Origin of the sequence: Mycobacterium hackensackense (assembly GCF_025822555.1) — a bacterium.
GTDB lineage: Bacteria > Actinomycetota > Actinomycetes > Mycobacteriales > Mycobacteriaceae > Mycobacterium > Mycobacterium fluoranthenivorans.
This window is the reverse complement of record NZ_JACKUC010000029.1, coordinates 421634-443163: the sequence shown is the minus strand read 5'-3', so window position 1 is coordinate 443163 and position 21530 is coordinate 421634. Positions and strand designations below refer to the sequence as shown.

Genomic DNA, 21530 nt, shown 5'->3' with positions numbered 1-21530 from the left:
GTCACGGGCCGACCTTCCCGAGGGCCATCCGCAGCGCGTCGTGCCGGTCGGCGGTCGCCGCCCACCAGTCGGCCTGCGCACCTCGCGGTGTCATCCGGTGAAACTGTGGTCGGTGGACGATCTCATGGCCCAGGCTGTTCGCCGCGAACAGGGCCGCACCGATCGCCGAATGGTCGCGGCTGACACGGTCGACGAGCACCTCGCGCCCGGTGGCGTCGGCGAGGTCCTGCCACAACAGCGGATGTGCGGCCGCGCCGCCGCCCAGCAGTACCGGGCCCCGTCGTTCGGTGGCTGCTTCCGCTATCGCGACGGCACGGCGCAGCTCGACCACCACACCGGTGAGCAGGGCCCGCCCCACATGGCCGGCGTGCATGGACAGATCCAGCCCGTGCAGGGTCCCGGTCAGATCCGGATCCCACAGTGCGCCTTGTTCGCCCGGGGTGAGGTAGGGCAGGAAGGTCGGTGCACAGTGGTGTGGGACGTCGGCCGCTGCGGTCAGCAACTCGGTGGGCCCCGGCAGGCCGACCAAGCGGGCGATACCACCGAAGGCGGCGCCGACGGCGAGGATGTCCATCTCCAGACCCCAGCCCGGGCCGGCCAGCGGGGTGACCAGATACCGGTGCTGGGGATCGCGGACCGCGGTGTCACAGATGCCCATGACGACTGCACTGGTCCCGGCGATCACGGCGACATCACCGTGGCGGTCGGCGCCGATGCCGAGCGCACCCAGCACGGAATCGGCGGCGCCGAGCACCACCGGCACCGTACCGCTCAGCCCGAATGCCGATCGCCAGTCCGATGACAGTGGTGCCGAGGTCGACGCCGGCGCCACCGCGGGTAGCCCCGGAACAGCCGACACCGCAACCATTTCGGCATCCCACGCACCGTCGTCGAGGTTGAACACCCCGGTACCGGCGGCGGTGCTCGGATCGGTCAGCAGCTCACCGGTGAGGCGGGCGAACAACACGTCCTTGGCCGCGGCTGCCAGAACTCCGCCGCGGCCGAGCCGTTCCAGACGCCGGTGCATGGGGATCAGATACCGGCCGTCCACCCGCTGGCCGGTCACCTGGTAGAGGTGGTCGTCGCCGAGTGCGTCCCGCAACCGCGCGGCATCGGGTTCGGCTCGGCCGTCCTCCCAGGTGACTGCCGGCCCGGTCGGGTGACCGGCACCGTCGAGAGCCACCAGCGTCGGCAACATCGCCGACAACCCGATGCCGGCCCATCGCGACGGTGCCACGGCTTCGGCGACCTCGCCCAGCGCAGCTTCCAGCGCGTCCCACCAATCCTGTGGATTCTGCTCTGCGGCGAGAGGTTCGGGATGGTGGGTGGGGTAGCCGCGCCGCGCGGTGGCACGCACGGCCCCGTCGGGTCCGACAGCCACCACCTTCAGCGCGGACGTGCCCAGGTCGACGCCGAGGTACGCACGGTCGACGGTCACGGCGTGCGCGCGGGCTGCCGGCCGGCTGCCACCACGGACAACGCGTCGGCGGCGGCGTTCAGCGTCTCGTCGATATCACGGTCGTCGTGTACCAGCGAGACGAACAGATTCTCGAACTGCAACGGGTGGAACAACACTCCGCGCACCACCATCTCTTGATACCACCGGGTGAACAACGCCTCGTCGGCCTGGGCCGCCGCGTCTCGCCAGTTGCGGATGGGACCATCGGCGAACCAGAGCTGGAAGACAGTGCCCAGCCCCTCGACGTAGGCATCCAGACCTCGTTCGGTCGCCAGCGACGAGAGCCCTTCGGCCAGCCGGTACCCGAGCGCGCGCTGCCGTTCATAGAGTCCCGGTTCGGCGAGCACATCCATGGTGGCCGACACCGCAGCGCACTGTACGACGTTGGCGTTGTAGGTGCCCGAGTGCGAATACTGCCCGGACGCGACGAGCGCCATGGCTTCGGTGGTACCGCCGACGGCCGCGACCGGGAACCCCCCACCGAGACCTTTGGCCAGCGTCGTCAGATCCGGCAGCACGCCGAACCACTCCTGGGCCCCGCCGCGGGCGAAGCGGAAACCGGTGATCACCTCATCGAAGATGAGCAGCGCGCCGTGTTTGCGAGTCTCGCTGCGCAGCAGCTCGAGATAGCCGGGTTCAGGCAGGATGCAGCCGGTGTTGAACACTGCCGGCTCGGTGAGCACGGCTGCCACCTCGTGACCGCGACGGTCCATCAACTCGACGAAACTCTCCGGATCGTTCCACGTCAACACCTCCAGGGTGCTCTCCAGCTCGGCGGGCACTCCCGGTCCCATGGCCACCGGCCTCGGGTGATCGGCCGGACCCGCCAGATCGATGTCGACGTGATTCGACCAGTACACGGTGTCCTGCCAGCCGTGGTAATGCCCTTCGAACCGGACGACCAACCGCCGACCGGTGGTGGCCCGCGCCAATCGGACGGCTGTGCCGACCGCCTCGGAACCGGAGTTCGTGAATCGCACCTGTTCGATTCCCGGTACCGCGGCGACGACCTTCTCGGCGGCGGTGATCTCCAGTTCGTAGGGCAGCCCGAAGCAGGTGCCCAGATCCGCGATCGCCTGCTGTACCGCCGTGGTCACCACGGGATGGCGATGGCCGAGGATCATCGGTCCGAGTCCCAGCAGATAGTCGATATAGGTATTCCCGTCGACATCGACCAGACGTGAGCCGGTGCCCTCGGCCATGAAGATCGGGTAGGGATTCCATCCGTTGCGTGGCAACCGGGCCGTCGACCCGGCCCCGCCAGGAATGGTCAGTTTGGCCCGCTCGAACAGGGCACGGGTGTTCGGCGTACGCGAAGCGAACGCCTCGTCGAATGACATTGGTATTCCTTGATTCTGTGGGATGGGGCGGTAGACGGGCATCAGGGATGAGGTGTGGCGGGCACCGGCGCACCGAGCAGGGTCACCACCGTGCGGCGCAGGATCTCGGCGGTGGCAACGACATCCGGGATCGAGACCCACTCCTCGGCGGCGTGATAGTTCCCGCCTTCCGGGCCGAACAAGACGGTGGGGATGCCCGCGCTCTGCAGCAGCGCCGCGTCGGTCCAGGCGTTGAGCCCCGAAATCTGTGCCCGGGTCCCGTTGACTGCTTCGGTGGCGTCGGCGAGTGCGGTCAGCAGTGCGTCGTTGCCGGCGCCGGTGAACGGATCGCGGTCCAGCCGCACCCTGACCTCACCCCGGAATTGCGGCTCGGACTCGGCGATCTCGGCGAAGATGGCTTCGATCTCGGACACCCGGTCGGCCAGTGTTTCGCCGGGTTGCGTGCCGATTTCGATACCCAGCACCACTTCGGCGGGGTAGGTGGCGTAATCGGTTCCGCCGTGGATGGTTCCGGTGTGAAACACCGTGCGGCCGTTGCGCGGGTCGGGATTGGGCTTCCAGCGGGTCTCGTCGAGCTGGTGCAGCCGGGTGATGACCTCGGCCATGTGCACGATGGCATCCACCCCCTTGTCCGGGGCAGACCCGTGCGCCGGCTTGCCGAACACCACGATGTCGATCCAGCCGAAGCCCTGGTGTTCCCCGAAGATCTGGTGTGAGCTGTCGGGTTCCAGCTCGATCGCCAGGTCGATCTCGTCGGCGTGGTGCGCGACGAGATGTTCGGTGCCGATACTGATTCCCTCCTCGTCGATCGCCAATGCCACCAGGACGTTGCCGGCCAGCGGTACACCCGAGCGCACGAGGTCGGCGGCGGCGAGCATGGCGGCCGCGCACCCTCCCTTGTCATCGGCCACGCCTACGCCGATCATTCGGTCACCGTCGATGACCGGTGTGAGGGCGCGGTCGGACCAGGAGGCGTAGCCGACGGTATCGCTGTGCGCGGTCAGGCAGATCGTCGGTCCGGGAGCGCTGCCGCGCAGCCAGGCCAGCACATTGGGCCGGCCGGGTTCGACCTCTTCGAGGGTGACCTCCAGCCCGGCGGCGGTGAGCCAGTCCTGCATGAATCGCGCGACCTCGCCCTCGCCGGCGCCACCGGGGATGAGCCACGGTGTCACCGAGTCGATCCGGACCAGACTGTCGAGCAGTGCGATCGTCTCTTCACGGCTGACGGTCATCTGAACTTCTCCTTCGGGTTGGATGAACTGTGGTGTCCCAGAAGTGGCACGCCACGGTGTGTTCGGCACTGATCGAACGCAATGCCGGAGGCTCGGTGGTGCAGCGCTGCGGAGCGCCGAGTGCCGCAAACAGCGGACAACGCGGCGCGAAGCGACAGCCGGCGAATCGGGTGGTGGGGTTGGGCGGCTCGCCGGTGAGCAGCGCGCGGGCACGGTGGCGACTGCCGGGCTTGGGCATCACGTCGACCAGTGCCCGCGTATAGGGGTGCGCTGGGTGGTCGATGACCTGTGCCGCCACCCCTTCTTCGACGACACGACCCAGATAGAGCACCGCCACCCGATCCGCGAAGACGCCGGCCAATGCGAGGTCGTGGGTGATGAACAACGTGGCGATACCGAGGCGCTCGCGCAGATCCAGTAGCACCCGCAAGATCCCGGCGCGCAGCGACACATCGAGCATGGATACCGGCTCGTCGGCGATGAGCAGTCGCGGCTCGACGGCCACCGCCGCGGCGATGGCCACCCGCTGTCGTTGGCCACCGGAGAGTTCGAACATCCGCCGCCCCGAAATCGCCTCGGGCAGACCGCACGAGGCAAGGGCTGCGACCGCCGCAACGCGGCGATCGGCACTGTTCAGGTGGCGATGGTGGATGGCCACCCCCTCCGTGACCAGGTCGAGCGCGGTGGCGTTGGTGGGCAGGCTCTCGAACGGGTCCTGGAAGATCATCTGGAAGTCACGGCGCATGGTGCGCAACTGCCGGCCCCCCAGATGGGTGATGTCGACCCCTCCGATCGCGATCGATCCTGAGGTCGCATCCTGTAACCGCATGACCGTCCGCGCGATAGTGGTCTTACCGCAGCCCGACTCGCCGACAAGCGCCAGGATCTCGCCCTTGTGGATGGTGAGGCTCACGCCGTCGACGGCGCGGGCGAGCATCCGTTTGCGACCGTGCCGGACAGGGAAATGCACGTGCAGGTCCGAGATCTCGGCGACGGCTCGTTGTTCGGTCATCGGGCCACCCCCAACGTGAGCCCTCCGTGAGCCGGTATCCGATGGCAGGCGGTGAGGTGCGCGGTGTCACCGTTCACCAGGCGCAATCCCGGGTCTTCGGTGGCGCACTCGGGCAGCGCCACCTCGCACCGATCGTGGAACCGGCATCCATCCGGTGGATGGACGAGATCAGGCGGACTGCCGGGAATTCCGTTGATCGTGGTGGTACCCGTTCCCGCTCGGGGAAAGCAGTCCAACAACTTTCGGGTGTACGGGTGGGCCGGGCCCTCCGAACCGGTATCGCTGAACATGCGTTCGGCTCGACCGCTTTCGACGATGCGCCCGGCGTACATCACTGCGGCCCGGTCGCACAGCTCGCCCAGCACCATCAGATCGTGGGAGATCACCAGCATCGCCAGGTCGAGTTCGTCGGCCAGCCGCCGGATGAGAGCCAGGATCTGCGCTTGGGTCATGACATCGAGCGCGGTGGTGGGTTCGTCTGCGATCACCAGGTCGGGCTCGCAGGCCAGCGCCATGGCGATCATGGCCCGCTGCTTCATGCCGCCGGAGAACTGATGCGGATAATCGGCGGCGCGGCCTGGCGTGATGCCCACTTGGCCGAGCAGGTCTGCGACGCGCGCCTTGATCTGGCGCCTCCCGACGCCGGGCCGATGGGTGCGGATGGCCTCGCCGATCTGCGCACCTATCGGCATGACCGGGTTGAAGCCGTTCATCGCGCCCTGGAACACCATCGACAGCCGGCTCCAGCGCATATTGCGCAAGTGCTCGTCGTCAGCGGTCAGCACATCGGTGTCGCCGAGGACCATACGGTCGGCGCTGACATGGACGCTCGGCGGTAGCAGCCGGGTGACCGCGAGTGCCAAGGTACTTTTGCCGCAGCCGGATTCACCGGCGAGACCGACCACCTCCCCGGAGTCGATGTCGAGGTCGACGCCATCGACGGCACGCACATCACCGCTATCGGACCGGTAGGTGACCGACAGGTTTCGGATCTGGAGCAGGTTCATGAGGTCGCCGCCAGTTTCGGGTTGAGGATGTGTTCGAGGGCCTGCCCGATCAGTGAGAAGGCCAGCACGACGGCGACGATGCCGATACCGGGTGGCAGGAAATACCACCAGTACCCGTTACCGACCGCGCCGGAGACGAAGGCGTTGTGCAGGATCTGGCCCCATGATGTGCGCGACGGGTCGCCGAGCCCCAGGAATGACAACGTCGCCTCGGCAAGGATGGATCCGGCGATCACCAGGACGGCATTGGCGATCACCAAGGCCAGTACACCGGGCAGGATCAACTTCCACAGCACGCCCGAGGACGACAGTCCCACCGTGCGGGCCCGGGCCACCACTTCGCGTTCCCGTAGCTCGAGCGTCTGTGAGCGGACGATGCGGGCCGTCGTGGGCCAGCTGGTGACGGCGATGACCAGCACGATCATCGGAAGGCTTTGCCCCACCATGGCGCCGAGGGCGATCATCAGCGGCAGGTTCGGTAGCACCAGGAAGAAGTCGGTGATCCGCATCAAGAGGGCATCGACGACACCGGTGAACCACCCGGCGAGTATTCCGACGATGGTCCCGATGAGAACGGTGACCAGGGTGGCGATCACGCCGATCTGCAGCGAGATCGGAGCGCCCGCGAGCACCTGGCGCAGGACGTCGCGACCCAGCTCATCGGTGCCCAAGAGATGGGTGGTGCTGGGGGCCTGCAGGATTCCGGTGCGGGACTGCGCGACCGCAGCACGGTCATACGGGACCAGCACGGGACCGACGATGGCGACGACGATCACCATGGCGGCCAGCACCAGGCCGATGCGACCGAGCGCGTCGTGCCACAGTCGCGCCGGTAGGTGGCGCCAGCCGGATCCGGTGGTCGGGGGTTTCTTCTCGGTCATGTCAGCCGCACTCTCGGGTCCAATGCGCGATAGAGGACATCGCTGCCGAAGTTGGCCAGCACCACGACAACGGCGAAGATCAGGAAGCATGCCTCCATCACCGGGTAGTCGCGGCGCACCACGGACAGATAGATCAGCTGCCCCATCCCCGGCCAGGAAAACACCGTCTCGACCTGGATCGTGCCGCCGACCGTGGCGCTGGCGTACAGGGTGGTCGCGGTCACGACCGGTAGTAGGGCATTGCGCACACCGTGCCGCCACAGGACCCGCCGCGGATGCAACCCCTTGGCTCGGGCGGTGGTCATGAAATCCTCCGACAGCGTGCTCACCAGTGAACTGCGGGTGATCAGTACGAATTGGGCGATGTCCACCAGCACCATCGCGGTGGTCGGAAGGACCAAATGCCTTGCCAGGTCCGAGATCCGGGTCACAAAGGTGGGATAGATCGCATCGGCGGTGTACATGCCGGCGATGGGCAGCCAGTTCAGTGCGACCGCGAACACGAAGATGAGCAACATGCCGATCCAGAACGTGGGCAGGCTCCAGAACACCAGTGACCCCACGACAAGCCCACGGTCGGCTCGGCTGCCTCGACGGGATGCGGCGAACACACCGATCAACACACCGAGCGCGATCACCAGCACCGTCGACACCGTCACCAGGATCACGGTGTTCACCAGTGCGTCGGCCACGATCGGGCCGACGGGGGCTGAATACGAGAAGGAGTATCCGAAGTCACCGTGCAGCAGGTGCGACACGTAGGTGGCGAACTGATCGATCAGCGGTCGGTCCAGCCCGTAGTACGTACGCAGGCGGGCTACCGCAGCGGCATCGAGGTGCTGGCCCCGGGCGATGTGGGTCACCGGGTCACCGGGCATCAAATGGAAGATGAGGAAGTTGGTCGTCAGCACAGCTCCGAGAGTGAGGAAGAGGTAGACGAATTTCGTTGCGAGATAACGCACCATCGCGTCGTGGCTACCTCAGGCGGGTTTCACGTCGAGGTAATTGGCCCTGGAGAAGTTCAACACCATGCCGCCCTTCATCGGTTCCCATCCGGTCCAGGTGTCGGTCCGGGTCCCGGTGAGCTTCTTCTGGTACCACATCACGATGTACGGACACGCCGCGTAGTGGATGGCCTGCATCTCCTGGACGAGCTTGACCCGGGCGGGTCGGTCCGTCGTGGTGTTCTGCCGGGCATAGAGATCGTCATAGCGCGGGTCGGTCCAGAACGTGTCGTTGTTACCGCCGATCTGGTCGGTGGTGGCAAGGCCGAGTAGATACGAGGGGTCGTACAGTCCGGAGTCCCAGCCCCACACCATGATGTCCCAGTCGGGGGCGTCGGTGTTGTACACCGTGGCCCCCATGCTGTCGGCATCGGTGGTCGATGGCTGGAGCCGGATTCCGATCGCCTTGGCGGCGGTGGTGAACAGTTCGGCCGCTTTGACGTCCACGGCCGTATCGGCTATCGACAGGATGCGAAACTCTAGGGGCGCACCATTTTTGGATTCGCGGATACCGTCGCCGTTGCGATCGGTGTATCCCGCCTCGTCCAGCAGCTTGCGTGCCTTGTCCGGGTTGTTGTCCAGTACGGCCTCGGTGCCTGGGCTGTAGTGGAAATCGCCGAATGCGGGCGGTAACAGGTCGGTGCCCGGCTCGCCGTACCCCGACAGGGCGAGTTCAACGAGTTGTCGACGACTGACCGCACACGACAGTGCTTGCCGGATGGTTTGGTCGCGCAGCAACGGGTTGCCTTTCGATCCCGGTGCGGCCGAACAGTTGAACCCGATCATGTGGAATGAGAATGCCTCCATCTCCGTGCTTTTGACGTTCGAGGCGTCTTTCAAGCCGGCGTAGATGGTCGGGGGCACCTCGGCGACGATGTCGACATCGCCGGTGCGCAGCGCTTGTGTGACGATATCGTCGCTGCCGTACTTGGTCCAGGTCACCTTTTCGGCTGCGGGTTTGGGACCCCACCAGGCGTCGTTGCGGGCAACGGTCGCCACGCTGCCCTTGTTCCATGACACATAGGTGAACGGTCCGGTGCCGACCGGCTTTTCGTTGGCGAACTTCGGCAGGTCGTCTTTGGGAACGCCCTCCCACACATGTTTGGGGGCGATCGGCACGATGATGCCCGGCTCCAGGACTTGTGGCTCGGAGTAGGTGAGCCGCACCTGGGTGCCGCTCACCTTGGTCACGTCGACGAGGTTCTTGAGGTAGGCGCCGTAGGTCCCGTAGTCGTTGTCCCGCACCATCAGGAAGGTGAACACGACGTCGTCGGCGGTGAAATCCTTGCCGTCGTGCCAGGTGGCGCCGGAGCGCAGTGTGTAGGTGAAGGTGCGGTCACCGTCGGTCTTCTGCACGTCGGTGGCCAGCGACGGGACGATATTCAGCTGCGCGTCGTAGGTCATCAGCTTGTCGTAGACCAGTTGAAGGACGTCATCGGACTGGGTCGAGTCGGCAGTGAACGGGTTGAGCGAATCGATGTCGGTGGTGGATCCGACGCGGAGCACGGTGCGGGTGGCGGTTTGCGGGGCGCAACCGGCCAATGCGGCGGCGCCTCCCAGCGCGGCCGCCACCACCGCCGAGGTCCGCAGGAACTTGCGTCGATCCATAGCGTGCATCGCTCGAGTTCTCCTTCGTCTGCTCCAGGCGCAGAGGCAACTGTGTATACACAGTATTTTGAGTATCAATGTGATCGGGCGATTTCGTGAGTGTTTCATCGACATCTCATCTTCTTGGGAAAGAATCGCCACGAAAACCGCATATCTGAGCGCTGATAACGATGGTGCATAGTTAGTATGCTCTGAGCAGCACAGTGACGCGCGCGCGATCAGGATGGGGGGCGGATGGCGACACCACGAAAGGCCGGCCCGACTGGGGGAGATCGGAAGCTGCGATACCAGCAGGTTCAGGAGTTGGTGCTGACCATCATGGCGGAGCGGGATCTCCGTCCCGGCGATCGTCTGCCGTCCACCACAGAACTCGCGGATATCGCCGATGTCAGCACCATCTCGGTGCGCCGGGCCCTCGATGAGCTGGAGCGGGCCGGCCGGATCAAGCGGCACCAGGGGCTGGGGACCTTCGTCGCCGAGCCCCGTATCGCCGCCGATCCGACCCGGCCGGGGGAGTTGCTACAGACCCTGACCGACAATCAGGGGCGAGCGCCGGCGATGTCCACTTCGCTGATCGCCATATCGGTCGGGCTTCCCAGTGCGACGATCGCCGCCGCGCTGGGCGTGGATGCCGGTCAGCCGGTATGGGAGATCTGGCGTCGGCGCGACATCGGCGTCGGGACGATCGCCGACCGGATCCTCGAACGGGCTGTGCTGCCGTTGAGCAGGGTGCCCGCGATCGACCGGGACTGGTTGGCCGGCGGCCAGTCGCTGTACCGCTTTCTGCAGGAACGGTATGGGTTCACCGATGAGTACACCGAGCAGGCGTTCGAGGTCGACAGTCCCAGCGGCTGGGAGGCCGAACAATTGGAGCTCGAGCCTGGTGAGCCGATGGTGCGCATTCGCGGTGTCAGCTTCGATGCGTCCGGACAGGCCTTCGACTGTTTCGAACAGTGTTATCGCGCAACAAAGTTCACCTTCTACACGGCCGGACAGACCCGGCACCGAATTCTCGGGCCATCGGAACTGTGCAACTGGTCGGTCGCGCCCCTGGGTGCTCCCTAGCGATCCGGCAGCGCGTGCTCGACGATCGGCCGGCGCGGAAGCGGTTCGCGTTCACCGCGTTTGGCGGCCAAATACACCTGAGCGGTCTCGGCCGCGACGGTGTGCCAGTCGAAGTCGTGGTTGAGTCGCTCCCGCGCGGCGACGGCGCGCCGCTGTGCGGCGGCCGGATCGTCGAGCACGGTGCGCACCGCTGCCGCCAGAGCGGCGACGTCGTGTGGCGGGAAGGACACCCCGGTCTCACCGTCGATGACGGCCTCGCCGAGTCCACCCACATTGGAGGTGACCAACGGCGTCCCGGTGGCGGCGGCTTCCAGCGCCACGATGCCGAATGGTTCGTAGTGGCTGGGTAATACGGCCGCGTCAACGGTGTGCAGCAGCTGCACCAGTTCGGCGTGGTCCAGGCGTCCGACGAAGTCGACCGCCTTGAGCACCTTGTGTTTGCGGGCCTGCTCGCCGAGCCAGTCCCGCTGGGTGCCATCGCCGGCGACGACCAGCCTGGTGCCGGGGTGCGTGCGCCGGATCCGGGGGAGTGCGGCGATCGCGTCCTGCACACCCTTCTCGTATTCCAGCCGTCCCAGGAACAGCAACCGGGCCGGGCCGTCGTGAGCGGTGCGCCGCGCGAACGGCCATGCGGCCGAATCGATCCCGTTGCGGATGACATGCGTTTCGGCCAATCCGGGACCGAACAGCTCGACGATCTCGTCGCCCATGGACGCCGAACAGGTGATCAGCGAATCGGATTCGCGCACCAGCCAGGACTCGGCCGCATGCACCTGCCGGCTGATCGCGCCCGACACCCAGCCGGAGTGACGGCCTGCTTCGGTCGCATGGATGGTGGAAACCAAAGGCACATCGAAGAATTCGGCCAAGGCGATGGCGGGGTGGGCAACCAGCCAATCATGGGCGTGCACGACATCGGGATACCAGGCGTGTTCGCCCCGAGTGCCGAAGGCCAGCCCGGCGCGGGTCATGGAGTGACCCATGGCCAGTACCCAGGCCATCATGTCGGTGCCGAAATCGAACTCGTGCGGGTCCTCCGCGGCGGCGACCACGCGCACGCCCTCGGACACCTCGTCGGTGGACGGATGTGTACTCGGATCGGTACCGGTGGGCCGTCGGCACAGCACGACGACCTCATGGCCGGCTTCGGCCAGGGCGGTGGCGAGGTGGTGCACGTGCCGGCCGAGTCCGCCGACCACCACGGGCGGGTACTCCCAGGACACCATCAGGATCTTCATGCCAGCGCACCTTCGGCCAGTGGTGAGCGTGCGCAAAATGCACGGTGTTCACGGCGTGTTGGCGTGCAAACACGCACGCTCGCGGGCAAGGGGGGCAGGGGGCTCATCGCGGCAACCTCCTGGCGTCGAGCGCGCCGAAGAGTCCGTCGGCGCGGTTCCAGTCATCGGCCAGGCGCTGGGCCTGATCACGGCGGCCCGACGCCAGCGCCCCCGCGATCTCGCGGGTGGCGTGTGCGTGCAGATGGGCCCGGTAGCGGGCGTATTCGGCCGCCGAGTCCTTGCTCACCATGAACGGCCAGTCGCTGGACACGGTGAGCAGGGTTTCGCGCAGGATCTGGTCGGCCACCCGGTCGCGGGTGTGCGGTGCGTCGGTCTGGTCCAGCGCCTTGTCCACCGCGGCCAGTGCGGTGTCGGCCACCTCGGCGTTGAGGCGCACCAGGTCGGCCACCTTCTCGCCGTTCCAGACTTGCCAGTTCTTGCCGGAACCCCAAGAGCTGGGCGGCAATTCGACCGGTGCGCCGACGAATCCGTCCGCGATGGCGTCGGACAGCGTGCCGACCCGGATGCCGGCCTCGGGCAGTGCCCGCAGCAGTCGCTCCAGCCACAGCGGGCCCTCATGCCACCAGTGGCCGAACAGTTCGGTATCGAAGGCCGCCACCACATGCGCCGGGCGCCCGGTGCGATCGGCCTCATCGATCAGCCTGCGCCGCACCACCTCCACGAAATCGGCGACATGCGCGTCCACCGCGCGATCGGCGCGCTGCGGGTCGTAGGGGGCTTTCTCGGCGGAAGGCACGTTGCGGCCGGTGACCCGTGCCGGCTTGAGGCCGGTCAGGTGGTCGTACGTGTGGAAGTCGCGGTAGGCGGCGTGCCCCGGGTAGCCGGATTTCGGTGACCACACCCGGTAACTGACCTGCAGATCGCGGCCGAAGGCGACGACATTCGACGAGCCGACCGGACGGCCCACCGCCGTGTCACCGTGCAGGGACGGGCCGTCGACCATGAAATGACTGACACCGGCTGCGGCATAACCGGTTTCCATCCCCGGCGCATAGGCGCACTCGGGGGCCCAGATGCCGGTCGGGGTGTGCGCGAACCGGTACTGGGCGTCGGCCAGGCCCTCGCGCAGCGCGAACTCGCGCAGCCGCGGATTCAGCAGGGGCTGGAACGGGTGGGCCAGCGGCCCGCCGAGCAGTTCGATGGTGCCGGCGTCGATGAGCTGACGCAGCAGTGGGCTGGCACCGTGGGCCCACAGTGAGGTGAATTCGTCGAGGGCGCGCCCGGCCGCTTCGAACTCATGAATACCGAACTGGCGCATGGCTTCTGGGGCCGCGAAGGCGCTGCCCGAGGCGACGGTGGTGGCCTCCAGGGCGCGCAGCTGCCAGTTGGCCAGCCAGTGGTGCATCCCGGTCAGGCAGTACGGGTCGTCCAGTTGGGCGGTGACCACCGGGGTCATGCCGAGGCTGACCAGATGTCCGCGCCCTTCGGCGGCCAGCGTGCGCAGCACCCGCATCAGCGGCAGATACGCCGCCGCCCACGACTGGTAGAGCCACTCCTCACCGACCGGCCAGCGGCCGTGATGGGCCAGCCACGGTAGGTGGGTGTGCAGGACCAGGGTGAACAGCCCCGGGGTCTGCTCCCCACTCATGGCCTAGTCGCGATCGCCACCAGGTCCAGGCTGTCATCGATGGGGCGCGCGTCGGTCAGATCGAAATCGTCGCAGCGCACCGCGGCGACATCGGCCAGCAGCTCGTCGGACCACGGTGCGTCGGCGACCGCGCGGGCGATCTGCGCGTCGATGATCGATCCGCCGTGCCGGGCGTCGATGGCCGAGAGGCCCGCCCCGTGGAAGACCCCGAGCATGGCCTCCATCGCGAAGCCGCCCTCGGTGAGCAGCTCGGTCAGCTCGTCGGCATTGAGCTCGCGGGTGTGGAACGGGTTGAGCGGCGTATCCCGTCCGGGGGAGAAGGTGATCCGGTTCGGCGTGGACATCAGCAGCACACCGCCGGGCCGCAGCACCCGGAGACACTCGGCCACGAACTGGCCCTGATCCCAGAGATGCTCGATGACCTGGAAGTTCACCACCACGTCCACGGAGGCGTCGGCCAGGGGCAGGTTGGCGAGATTCCCCAGGTGCATCTGCACGTGCGGGTAGCGGGCGCGGATGTGCGCCACCGCGGATTCGTCGTAGTCCACCCCGATGACCTGGCGGGCGACACCGGCGATGAGGTCGGCGCCGTACCCCTCCCCGGGGCCGGCCTCCAGAACGTCGAGACCGGCGCAGCGCCCGGCGAGGCGCTGGTAGACGACCTCGTGCCGGCGGAACCAGTAATTCTCCTCGGCGAGGCCGGGGATGGTGCGTTCACCGGTCAGCGGCAGTGACGGCTGCGCGCCCGGGTTGTCGACCGAACCGAATGTGCTCATTGGAAGGCAGGCTAACCCGTGATGACGTGTTCGCGAACGGATGCCCGGCGACTGTGGGGTCTGAATGAGTGGATTGACCAGTTATGGTGTCCTTGCGCGCCGTCAAAGTTACCGAGCAGTAACCTGGTGGCCGTTACGCATTACGTGATATGCCCAGGCCGGCTGCCGGCCTCATCGAGGAGGACGAACCACAGTCATGACGAACATCGTGGTCCTGATCAAGCAGGTCCCTGACACCTGGTCGGAGCGCAAGCTCACCGACGGCGACTTCACTCTCGACCGGGAAGCGGCCGACGCCGTTCTCGACGAGATCAATGAGCGCGCCGTCGAGGAAGCGCTGCTGATCAAGGAACGCGAGGGCGGCGACAGCACCGTGACCGTGCTCACCGCTGGTCCCGAGCGTGCTACCGAAGCCATCCGCAAGGCCCTGTCCATGGGTGCCGACAAGGCGGTTCACCTCAAGGACGACGGTCTGCACGGTTCCGATGTCGTCCAGACCGGGTGGGCCCTGGCCCGCGCGCTGGGCACCATCGAGGGCACCGAGCTGGTCATCGCCGGCAACGAGGCCACCGACGGCGTCGGCGGCGCGGTTCCCGCGGTCATCGCCGAGTACCTCGGCCTGCCGCAGCTGACCCACGTGCGCAAGCTGAACGTCGAGGGCGGCAAGGTCACCGCCGAGCGCGAGACCGACGAGGGCGTCTTCGGCCTCGAAGCGACGCTGCCGGCCGTGGTCAGCGTGAACGAGAAGATCAACGAGCCGCGCTTCCCGTCCTTCAAGGGCATCATGGCCGCGAAGAAGAAGGAAGTCACCGTCCTGACGCTGGCCGAGATCGGTGTCGAGGCCGACGAGGTGGGCGTGGCCAACGCCGGCACCAAGGTGCTGTCGTCCACCCCGAAGCCGCCGAAGACCGCGGGCGAGAAGATCACCGACGAAGGCGAAGGCGGCACCAAGATCGCCGAGTACCTGGTCGCCCAGAAGTTGATCTAGCAGCTGACCCCTCAGACACACACTTAAGGACATATTCATGGCTGAAGTACTTGTGCTCGTTGAGCACGCCGATGGTGCGCTGAAGAAGGTCAGCACCGAACTCATCACCGCCGCCCGTGTGCTGGGCGAGCCGTCTGCCGTCGTGGTGGCCGGTCCCGGCATCGCCGCCGGCCTGACCGACGGCCTGAAGGCCGCCGGTGCCGCCAAGATCTACGTCGCCGAGTCGGCCGATGTGGACAACTTCCTGGTCACCCCGAAGGTCGACGTGCTGGCCGCGCTGGCCGAGTCGGCCGCGCCGGCCGGTGTGGTCATCGCCGCCACCGCCGAGGGCAAAGAGGTCGCCGGCCGGCTGGCCGCGCGTCTGGGGTCGGGTCTGCTCGTCGACATCGTCGAACTCAAAGACGGTGGCGTCGGCGTGCACAGCATCTTCGGTGGCGCGTACACCGTGGAGGCCCAGGCCACCGGTGAACTCCCGGTGATCACCATCCGTCCGGGTGCCGTCGAGGCCGCCCCGGCCGACGGTGCCGGCGAGGTCGTCAACGTCGAGGTCCCGGCCCAGGCCGAGAATGCGACGAAGATCACGTCTCGCGAGCCGGTCGTCGGTGGCGACCGTCCGGAGCTCACCGAGGCCAGTGTCGTGGTCGCCGGTGGCCGCGGTGTCGGTAGCGAGGAGAACTTCAAGGTCGTCGAGGATCTCGCCGATTCGCTCGGCGCCGCCGTCGGTGCCTCGCGCGCCGCGGTGGACTCGGGCTACTACCCGGGTCAGTTCCAGGTCGGTCAGACCGGTAAGACCGTGTCGCCGCAGCTGTACATCGCGCTCGGCATCTCCGGTGCCATCCAGCACCGGGCCGGTATGCAGACGTCCAAGACGATCATCGCGGTCAACAAGGACGAAGAGGCACCGATCTTCGAGATCACCGATCTCGGCATCGTCGGCGACCTGTTCAAGGTGACCCCGCAGCTCACCGAGGCGGTCAAGGCTCGTAAGGGCTAGTTCGTCAACACTCTCGAAACTGCCCCGAAACCTCGGTTTCGGGGCAGTTTTGTGTGTGCCCACGGTGTTCACGTGGCGTGCACAGACACGTCACGCCTGCGATGCCGCCTCGAGACCCGGCTGGGCGACCGTGCTGACTATGAGCACCGCATCTGTACTCATACCGGCCGATGACACCGATCAGATGACCGCTGGGGGTTCTGGGGCCTCCGCGGCCCACGGACCGCGCTACACCCTGTTGCTGTCCACCGACGCCGACGATATCGACGCCGCGCAGCGTCTCCGCCATGAGGTGTTCACCTCCGAACCCGGCTTCACCCTCACCTCGGCGAGCCCCGGCTTCGAGGAGGGCCGCGACGCCGACCGCTTCGACCAGTTCTGCGATCACCTGCTGGTGCGCGAGGACGGCTCCGGCGACCTGGTCGGCTGCTATCGGATGCTGCCGCCGCCCGGCGCCATCGCGGCGGGCAGCCTCTACACCGCCACCGAATTCGACGTCCGGGCGCTGGACCCGCTGCGTCCGTCGCTGGTGGAGATGGGGCGTGCGGTGGTGCGCGCCGATCACCGCAACGGCGGTGTGGTGCTGCTGATGTGGGCCGGCATCCTGGCCTACCTGGACCGCTGCGGCTACGACTACGTCACCGGCTGCGTGTCGGTGCCCACCCATGTGGACGGCGAGGTGCCGGGCAGCCAGCTGCGCGGCGTCCGGGACTTCGTCCTGCGCCGCCACGGCGCGCCGGAGGAGTTCACCGTGCGTCCGTACCGTCCGGTGGTCATCGATGGCCGCAGCCTCGACGAGATCGAGCCGCCCGCCCGGGTCAGTGTGCCCGCCCTCATGCGCGGCTACCTGCGCCTGGGCGCCGAGGTGTGCGGTGAACCCGCGCACGACCCCGACTTCGGCGTCGGTGATTTCCCGGCGCTGCTGGACAAACGCAAAGCCGACGTGCGGTACCTGAAGCGTCTGCGATCTGTGTCGCAGGCCGGCGAGATGGGCGGCGGAGCATGAGCACACAGCACTCGTGGCTCCCGCAGGCCTCCTGCGACGCCAGCTGCATGCACGCCGGCTCCGCGCCGGTGGGCCCTCGGCCGATGGTCTGGTTGCGGACCACGTTTCGGGTGACCGCGGCCCTGCTGCTGATCCTGGCGGTGCCCCTACTGGCGGTGCCGTTGCCCGGTCGTTCCCACATCCAGCGGGCCTACTGCCGGCTGATGCTGCGCTGTATCGGGGTGCGGATCACCGTGTCGGGTGGGCCGATCCGTAACCTGCGCGGCGTTCTGGTGGTCAGTGGGCATGTGTCCTGGGTGGACATCTTCGCGATCGGTGCGGTGATGCCGGGCTCGTTCGTGGCGCGGGCCGATCTCATCGACTGGCCCGCACTCGGTGTGCTGGCCCGGATCATGAAGGTCATCCCCATCGAGCGGGAGAGCCTGCGCCGGCTGCCGGCCGTGGTCAGCGCGGTCGCCGCGCGATTGCGCAACGGGCAGACCGTCGTCGCCTTCCCGGAGGGCACCACCTGGTGCGGACTGGGTTACGGCGAGTTCCGGCCGGCCATGTTCCAAGCGGCGGTGGACGCCGCGCGACCCGTGCAGCCGCTTCGGCTGACCTACCACCACCGCGACGGCAGCCCGTCCACGGTGCCGGCCTATATCGGCGACGACACGCTGCTGGCATCGATCCGGCGCCTGGTCACCGCCCGGCGCACGGTGGTGCACGTGCGGGTGGAATCGCTGCAGCTGCCGGGGACCTCCCGCCGCGATCTGAAAGCCCGGTGCGAGGCCGCCGTGCGCGGGGACGCGGGCCGACGTGCGCACGGGCATGCTTCAGGGGCGAGCGCAGCGACGGGGAAGGCTTCAGGGGCGAGCGCAGCGACGGGGGAGATCCTGGCCGCCTGAGCTGCGCGGGCGGGCGGCCGCCGGATGGCGGTTATCCTGGACAGGCTATGACCGCCGTCTACCTCGATCACGCCGCCACCACCCCGATGCACCCCGCTGCCATCGAGGCGATGACAGCCGTGCTTGCGACGGTCGGTAACGCCTCCTCGCTGCACACGGCGGGTCGGGCGGCGCGGCGCCGGATGGAGGAGGCGCGCGAGGCGCTGGCCGGTGTGCTCGGCGCCCGGCCGTCGGAGGTCATCTTCACCGCGGGCGGCACCGAGAGCGACAACCTCGCGATCAAGGGCATCTACTGGGCGCGCCGCGCGGCCGAGCCGCACCGGCGCCGGATCGTCACGACGCCGGTGGAGCACCACGCCGTGCTCGACGCCGTCGAATGGCTGGTGGCACACGAAGGTGCCGAGGTGACGTGGCTACCGGTCACTGCCGACGGTTCGGTGTCACCCGAGGCGCTGCGCGCCGTGCTCGCCGAACACGACGATATCGCGTTGATCACGGCGATGTGGGCCAACAACGAGGTGGGGACCATCCTGCCGGTCGCCGAATTGGCCGGTATCGCAGCAGAATTCGATATACCGATGCACAGTGACGCGATCCAGGCCGTCGGGCACGTTCCGGTCGATTTCGCGGCCAGCGGACTGTCGGCGCTGTCGATCGCCGCGCACAAGTTCGGCGGACCGACCGGGGTGGGGGCACTGCTGTTGCGCCGCGATACCGCGTGCGTGCCCTTGCTGCACGGCGGCGGACAGGAACGCGATGTCCGTTCGGGCACACCAGATGTCGCCGGTGTGGTCGCGATGGCGGCCGCGGCGAAGGTGGCGGTCGACGGTCTCGAGGTCAGCAGCGCCCGCGTTCGGGCGCTGCGTGACCGGCTGATCGACGGGGTGCGCGCCACCATCGAGGATGTCGATGTCAACGGTGCGCTCGGGGACGGCCGGCTGCCCGGTAACGCGCACTTCACGTTTCGCGGTTGTGAGGGTGATTCGCTGCTGATGTTGTTGGATGCCAAGGGAATCGAGTGCTCGACCGGCTCGGCGTGCACGGCCGGGGTGGCCCAGCCTTCGCATGTGCTGCTGGCGATGGGTGCCGATCCGGCCACCGCTCGCGGGTCACTGCGACTGTCGCTGGGACACACCAGTTCCGATGCCGATGTCGATGCCGCCCTGGACGCGCTGCCCGCCGCGGTGCAGCGGGCGCGAGCTGCGGCGCTGGCCAGTGCGGGGGTGCTGTGATGCGCGTCCTGGTCGCGATGAGCGGCGGAGTGGACTCCTCGGTGGCGGCGGCCCGGATGGTCGACGCCGGTCATGACGTCGTCGGGGTCCATCTGGCGCTGTCCAGCACGCCGGGCACCCTGCGCACGGGATCGCGCGGGTGCTGCTCGAAGGAGGACGCCGGGGATGCGCGTCGCGTCGCCGACATCCTCGACATTCCGTTCTATGTCTGGGATTTCGCCGACCGTTTCAAAGAGGACGTGATCGACGATTTCGTCGACTCCTATGCGCGCGGTGAGACCCCGAACCCGTGCGTGCGGTGCAACGAGAAGATCAAGTTCTCCGCGCTGTCGGCCCGGGCGCTGGCGCTGGGCTTCGACGCGGTGGCCTCCGGGCACTACGCCCGGCTGTCCGACGGCCGGCTCCGGCGTGCGGTGGACGCCGACAAGGATCAGTCCTACGTGCTGGCTGTGCTGACCGCCGATCAGCTGCGTCACGCGCTGTTCCCGATCGGGGACACCCCCAAGCCGCAGATCCGCGAGGAGGCTGCCCGGCGTGGGCTGGCGGTGGCCGACAAGCCGGACAGCCACGACATCTGTTTCATCCCGTCCGGTGACACCCAGGCGTTTCTCGGAGCCAAGATCGGCATCCGGCCCGGCGCCGTCGTCGACGCCGGCGGCGCGGTGCTTGCCGAGCATGACGGTGTGCACGGTTTCACCATCGGTCAGCGCAAGGGCCTGGGCATCGCCGGGCCGGGTCCCGACGGGGCGCCCCGCTACGTCACCGGGATCGACGCCGCGAGCGGCACCGTGCGGGTGGGTCCGGCCACCGACCTCGACATCTCCACACTGCGCGGCGAGAAGCCGGTGTTCACCTCCGGCGCGGCGTTCGTGGGGCCGGTCGAATGCGTGCTGCAGGTGCGTGCCCATGGCGGTCTGGTCGACGCCGTCGTCGAGGTCCGCGACGGTGCGCTGCACGCCGACCTGCGGACCCCGCTGCGCGGTGTGGCCGCCGGTCAGACGATGGTGCTCTACCGGCCCGATCCGGCCGGGGACGAGGTCCTCGGCAGCGCAACCATCGCCCGCTGACGCTCAGCGAGGCCCGCATCCCCGCAGGTTGAGCCATCGAATACTGTTGGCCGCGTGAGTATTTTCGGCACTGCGACCGGCATCGGATCCTGGCCCGGCACGTCCGCGCGCGAGGCGGCCGAGGTGATCGTCGGCGAACTGCACGCACTGCCGCACCTCGCCGAACTCCCCGGCCGCGGAATCGGCGCCGATCTGATCGGTCGGGCGGGCGCTCTGCTGGTCGATATCGGTATCGACACCGCGCCGCGCGCCTACCGCATCGCCCCTGGTCGCAGCGCCGTGCAGCGCCGCGCGGCGAGCCTGCTCGACGAGGATGTCGACGCGCTGGAAGAGGCCTGGGAGAAGGCCGGACTGCGCGGCGTCCAGGGACGCACGGTCAAGGTGCAGGTGCCCGGGCCGATCACCCTGGCCGCCCAGTTGGAGCTGTCGAACGGGCACCGCGCGATCACCGACGCCGGCGCAGTGCGCGATCTGGCCGCATCCCTGGCCGAGGGGGTCGCCGTGCACCGTGCCACCGTGGCCCGGCGCATCGGGGCCGAGGTGGTGGTCCAGTTTGACGAGCCGACGCTGCCCGCGGCGTTGGCCGGCCGGCTCACCGGGGTGACGAGCCTGTCCTCGGTGCATCCCGTCGACGCGCCGGTGGCGGGTGCGCTGCTCGACGAATGTGCCCGACGCGTCGGCGGTGCCGTCGTCGTGCATTGCTGTGCTCCCGACCTGCCGTGGAAGCTCTTGCGGGACAGTGCCATCGATGCCGTGTCCGTCGATGTCGCGGTGCTGGGCGCGGCCGATCTGGATGGGGTCGGGGAGTTCGTGGAATCCGGCCGCACGGTACTGCTGGGCGTCGTCCCGTCCACCGCGCCGACCACGCGGCCCACAGCCGATCAGGTGGCGGCCGCCGCGGCGAAGGTCACCGACCGGTTGGGGTTTCCGCGCGCGGTACTGCGCGACCGGATCGGCATCACACCGGCGTGCGGCCTGGCCGGCGCCACCGCGGACTGGGCGCGGACCGCGATTTCGCTGGCGCAGAAGGCCGCGGACGGACTGCATCAGGATCCCGACGCGATCTAGCCCGCAAACATCGGTTCG

Annotated in this window: 19 protein-coding genes; 8 read left to right on the top strand and 11 right to left on the bottom strand. The window is 67.9% G+C overall.

The window, feature by feature from the left end; translation table 11 throughout:
- Nucleotide 1: 1 nt before the first annotated feature.
- The 8 genes from H7J86_RS33350 to H7J86_RS05245 are packed head-to-tail and all read right to left on the bottom strand — an operon-like array spanning nt 2 to nt 9543.
- On the bottom strand, nt 2-1438 hold the full coding sequence (locus H7J86_RS33350) for a xylulokinase (protein WP_267289723.1): 1437 nt from the start codon (nt 1436-1438) through the stop codon (nt 2-4).
- Nucleotides 1435-2799 (bottom strand): aspartate aminotransferase family protein, encoded by a 1365-nt coding sequence (locus tag H7J86_RS05275; RefSeq protein WP_267289721.1) that lies wholly within the window; start codon nt 2797-2799, stop codon nt 1435-1437. The genes H7J86_RS33350 and H7J86_RS05275 overlap by 4 nt, the downstream gene beginning before the upstream one ends.
- A 41-nt stretch (nt 2800-2840) precedes the next feature.
- The gene (locus tag H7J86_RS05270) at nt 2841-4031 is read right to left on the bottom strand and encodes a M20 family metallopeptidase (protein ID WP_267289719.1); all 1191 of its coding nucleotides are present in this window, start codon (nt 4029-4031) and stop codon (nt 2841-2843) included.
- The gene (locus H7J86_RS05265) at nt 4015-5043 is read right to left on the bottom strand and encodes an ABC transporter ATP-binding protein (RefSeq protein WP_267289718.1); all 1029 of its coding nucleotides are present in this window, start codon (nt 5041-5043) and stop codon (nt 4015-4017) included. The genes H7J86_RS05270 and H7J86_RS05265 overlap by 17 nt, the downstream gene beginning before the upstream one ends.
- On the bottom strand, nt 5040-6050 hold the full coding sequence (locus tag H7J86_RS05260; RefSeq protein WP_267289716.1) for an ABC transporter ATP-binding protein: 1011 nt from the start codon (nt 6048-6050) through the stop codon (nt 5040-5042). The genes H7J86_RS05265 and H7J86_RS05260 overlap by 4 nt, the downstream gene beginning before the upstream one ends.
- A complete protein-coding gene (locus H7J86_RS05255; protein ID WP_267289714.1) occupies nt 6047-6931 on the bottom strand; it encodes an ABC transporter permease in 885 nt (294 codons plus the stop codon). Before H7J86_RS05255 ends, H7J86_RS05260 begins: the two co-directional genes overlap by 4 nt.
- Nucleotides 6928-7896 (bottom strand): ABC transporter permease, encoded by a 969-nt coding sequence (locus H7J86_RS05250; protein ID WP_267289712.1) that lies wholly within the window; start codon nt 7894-7896, stop codon nt 6928-6930. Before H7J86_RS05250 ends, H7J86_RS05255 begins: the two co-directional genes overlap by 4 nt.
- 15 nt (nt 7897-7911) lie before the next feature.
- Nucleotides 7912-9543 (bottom strand): ABC transporter substrate-binding protein, encoded by a 1632-nt coding sequence (locus H7J86_RS05245; RefSeq protein WP_267289710.1) that lies wholly within the window; start codon nt 9541-9543, stop codon nt 7912-7914.
- Between the two features lie 234 nt (nt 9544-9777).
- On the opposite strand from H7J86_RS05245, the gene H7J86_RS05240 reads away from it, so the two are divergent.
- A complete protein-coding gene (locus H7J86_RS05240) occupies nt 9778-10608 on the top strand; it encodes a GntR family transcriptional regulator (RefSeq protein WP_267289708.1) in 831 nt (276 codons plus the stop codon).
- Here the strand turns inward: H7J86_RS05240 and H7J86_RS05235 are convergent.
- The 3 genes from H7J86_RS05235 to H7J86_RS05225 all read right to left on the bottom strand — a co-directional run bounded on the left by H7J86_RS05235 (nt 10605) and on the right by H7J86_RS05225 (nt 14270).
- Nucleotides 10605-11846, bottom strand: coding sequence for a glycosyltransferase family 4 protein (locus H7J86_RS05235; protein ID WP_267289706.1), 1242 nt, complete (start codon nt 11844-11846; stop codon nt 10605-10607). The genes H7J86_RS05240 and H7J86_RS05235 overlap by 4 nt on opposite strands.
- Before the next feature lie 103 nt (nt 11847-11949).
- Nucleotides 11950-13494, bottom strand: a complete 1545-nt coding sequence (locus H7J86_RS05230; protein ID WP_090357024.1) for a 1,4-alpha-glucan branching protein domain-containing protein — start codon at nt 13492-13494, stop codon at nt 11950-11952.
- A complete protein-coding gene (locus H7J86_RS05225; protein WP_267289705.1) occupies nt 13491-14270 on the bottom strand; it encodes a class I SAM-dependent methyltransferase in 780 nt (259 codons plus the stop codon). Before H7J86_RS05225 ends, H7J86_RS05230 begins: the two co-directional genes overlap by 4 nt.
- Before the next feature lie 196 nt (nt 14271-14466).
- On the opposite strand from H7J86_RS05225, the gene H7J86_RS05220 reads away from it, so the two are divergent.
- The 7 genes from H7J86_RS05220 (at nt 14467) to H7J86_RS05190 (ending at nt 21512) form a co-directional block, all read left to right on the top strand.
- A complete protein-coding gene (locus H7J86_RS05220) occupies nt 14467-15258 on the top strand; it encodes an electron transfer flavoprotein subunit beta/FixA family protein (protein WP_090357020.1) in 792 nt (263 codons plus the stop codon).
- Nucleotides 15259-15295: 37 nt separating this feature from the next.
- A complete protein-coding gene (locus H7J86_RS05215; protein WP_090357018.1) occupies nt 15296-16252 on the top strand; it encodes an electron transfer flavoprotein subunit alpha/FixB family protein in 957 nt (318 codons plus the stop codon).
- A 139-nt stretch (nt 16253-16391) separates the two neighbouring features.
- Nucleotides 16392-17258: a GNAT family N-acetyltransferase gene (locus H7J86_RS05210; protein WP_267289704.1), complete on the top strand. Its 867-nt coding sequence runs from the start codon at nt 16392-16394 to the stop codon at nt 17256-17258.
- On the top strand, nt 17255-18145 hold the full coding sequence (locus H7J86_RS05205) for a lysophospholipid acyltransferase family protein (RefSeq protein ID WP_187098901.1): 891 nt from the start codon (nt 17255-17257) through the stop codon (nt 18143-18145). Before H7J86_RS05210 ends, H7J86_RS05205 begins: the two co-directional genes overlap by 4 nt.
- A 47-nt stretch (nt 18146-18192) precedes the next feature.
- A complete protein-coding gene (locus H7J86_RS05200; RefSeq protein WP_187098902.1) occupies nt 18193-19377 on the top strand; it encodes a cysteine desulfurase family protein in 1185 nt (394 codons plus the stop codon).
- Nucleotides 19377-20444, top strand: a complete 1068-nt coding sequence (mnmA, locus tag H7J86_RS05195) for a tRNA 2-thiouridine(34) synthase MnmA (protein ID WP_187098903.1) — start codon at nt 19377-19379, stop codon at nt 20442-20444. Before H7J86_RS05200 ends, mnmA begins: the two co-directional genes overlap by 1 nt.
- A gap of 54 nt (nt 20445-20498) precedes the next feature.
- On the top strand, nt 20499-21512 hold the full coding sequence (locus H7J86_RS05190; RefSeq protein WP_267289703.1) for a uroporphyrinogen decarboxylase/cobalamine-independent methonine synthase family protein: 1014 nt from the start codon (nt 20499-20501) through the stop codon (nt 21510-21512).
- Nucleotides 21513-21530 lie beyond the last annotated feature (18 nt).

Coding starts and splice junctions, on each gene's coding strand:
- H7J86_RS05220 (WP_090357020.1), top strand. CDS start 14,467: ATGACGAACATCGTGGTCCTGATCAAGCAGGTCCCTGACACCTGGTCG.
- H7J86_RS05210 (WP_267289704.1), top strand. CDS start 16,392: ATGAGCACCGCATCTGTACTCATACCGGCCGATGACACCGATCAGATG.
- H7J86_RS05260 (WP_267289716.1), bottom strand. CDS start 6,050: ATGAACCTGCTCCAGATCCGAAACCTGTCGGTCACCTACCGGTCCGAT.
- H7J86_RS05250 (WP_267289712.1), bottom strand. CDS start 7,896: ATGGTGCGTTATCTCGCAACGAAATTCGTCTACCTCTTCCTCACTCTC.
- H7J86_RS05245 (WP_267289710.1), bottom strand. CDS start 9,543: ATGGATCGACGCAAGTTCCTGCGGACCTCGGCGGTGGTGGCGGCCGCG.
- mnmA (WP_187098903.1), top strand. CDS start 19,377: ATGCGCGTCCTGGTCGCGATGAGCGGCGGAGTGGACTCCTCGGTGGCG.
- H7J86_RS05275 (WP_267289721.1), bottom strand. CDS start 2,799: ATGTCATTCGACGAGGCGTTCGCTTCGCGTACGCCGAACACCCGTGCC.
- H7J86_RS05270 (WP_267289719.1), bottom strand. CDS start 4,031: ATGACCGTCAGCCGTGAAGAGACGATCGCACTGCTCGACAGTCTGGTC.
- H7J86_RS05265 (WP_267289718.1), bottom strand. CDS start 5,043: ATGACCGAACAACGAGCCGTCGCCGAGATCTCGGACCTGCACGTGCAT.
- H7J86_RS05200 (WP_187098902.1), top strand. CDS start 18,193: ATGACCGCCGTCTACCTCGATCACGCCGCCACCACCCCGATGCACCCC.
- H7J86_RS05240 (WP_267289708.1), top strand. CDS start 9,778: ATGGCGACACCACGAAAGGCCGGCCCGACTGGGGGAGATCGGAAGCTG.
- H7J86_RS05230 (WP_090357024.1), bottom strand. CDS start 13,494: ATGAGTGGGGAGCAGACCCCGGGGCTGTTCACCCTGGTCCTGCACACC.
- H7J86_RS05225 (WP_267289705.1), bottom strand. CDS start 14,270: ATGAGCACATTCGGTTCGGTCGACAACCCGGGCGCGCAGCCGTCACTG.
- H7J86_RS05205 (WP_187098901.1), top strand. CDS start 17,255: ATGAGCACACAGCACTCGTGGCTCCCGCAGGCCTCCTGCGACGCCAGC.
- H7J86_RS05235 (WP_267289706.1), bottom strand. CDS start 11,846: ATGAAGATCCTGATGGTGTCCTGGGAGTACCCGCCCGTGGTGGTCGGC.
- H7J86_RS05215 (WP_090357018.1), top strand. CDS start 15,296: ATGGCTGAAGTACTTGTGCTCGTTGAGCACGCCGATGGTGCGCTGAAG.
- H7J86_RS05255 (WP_267289714.1), bottom strand. CDS start 6,931: ATGACCGAGAAGAAACCCCCGACCACCGGATCCGGCTGGCGCCACCTA.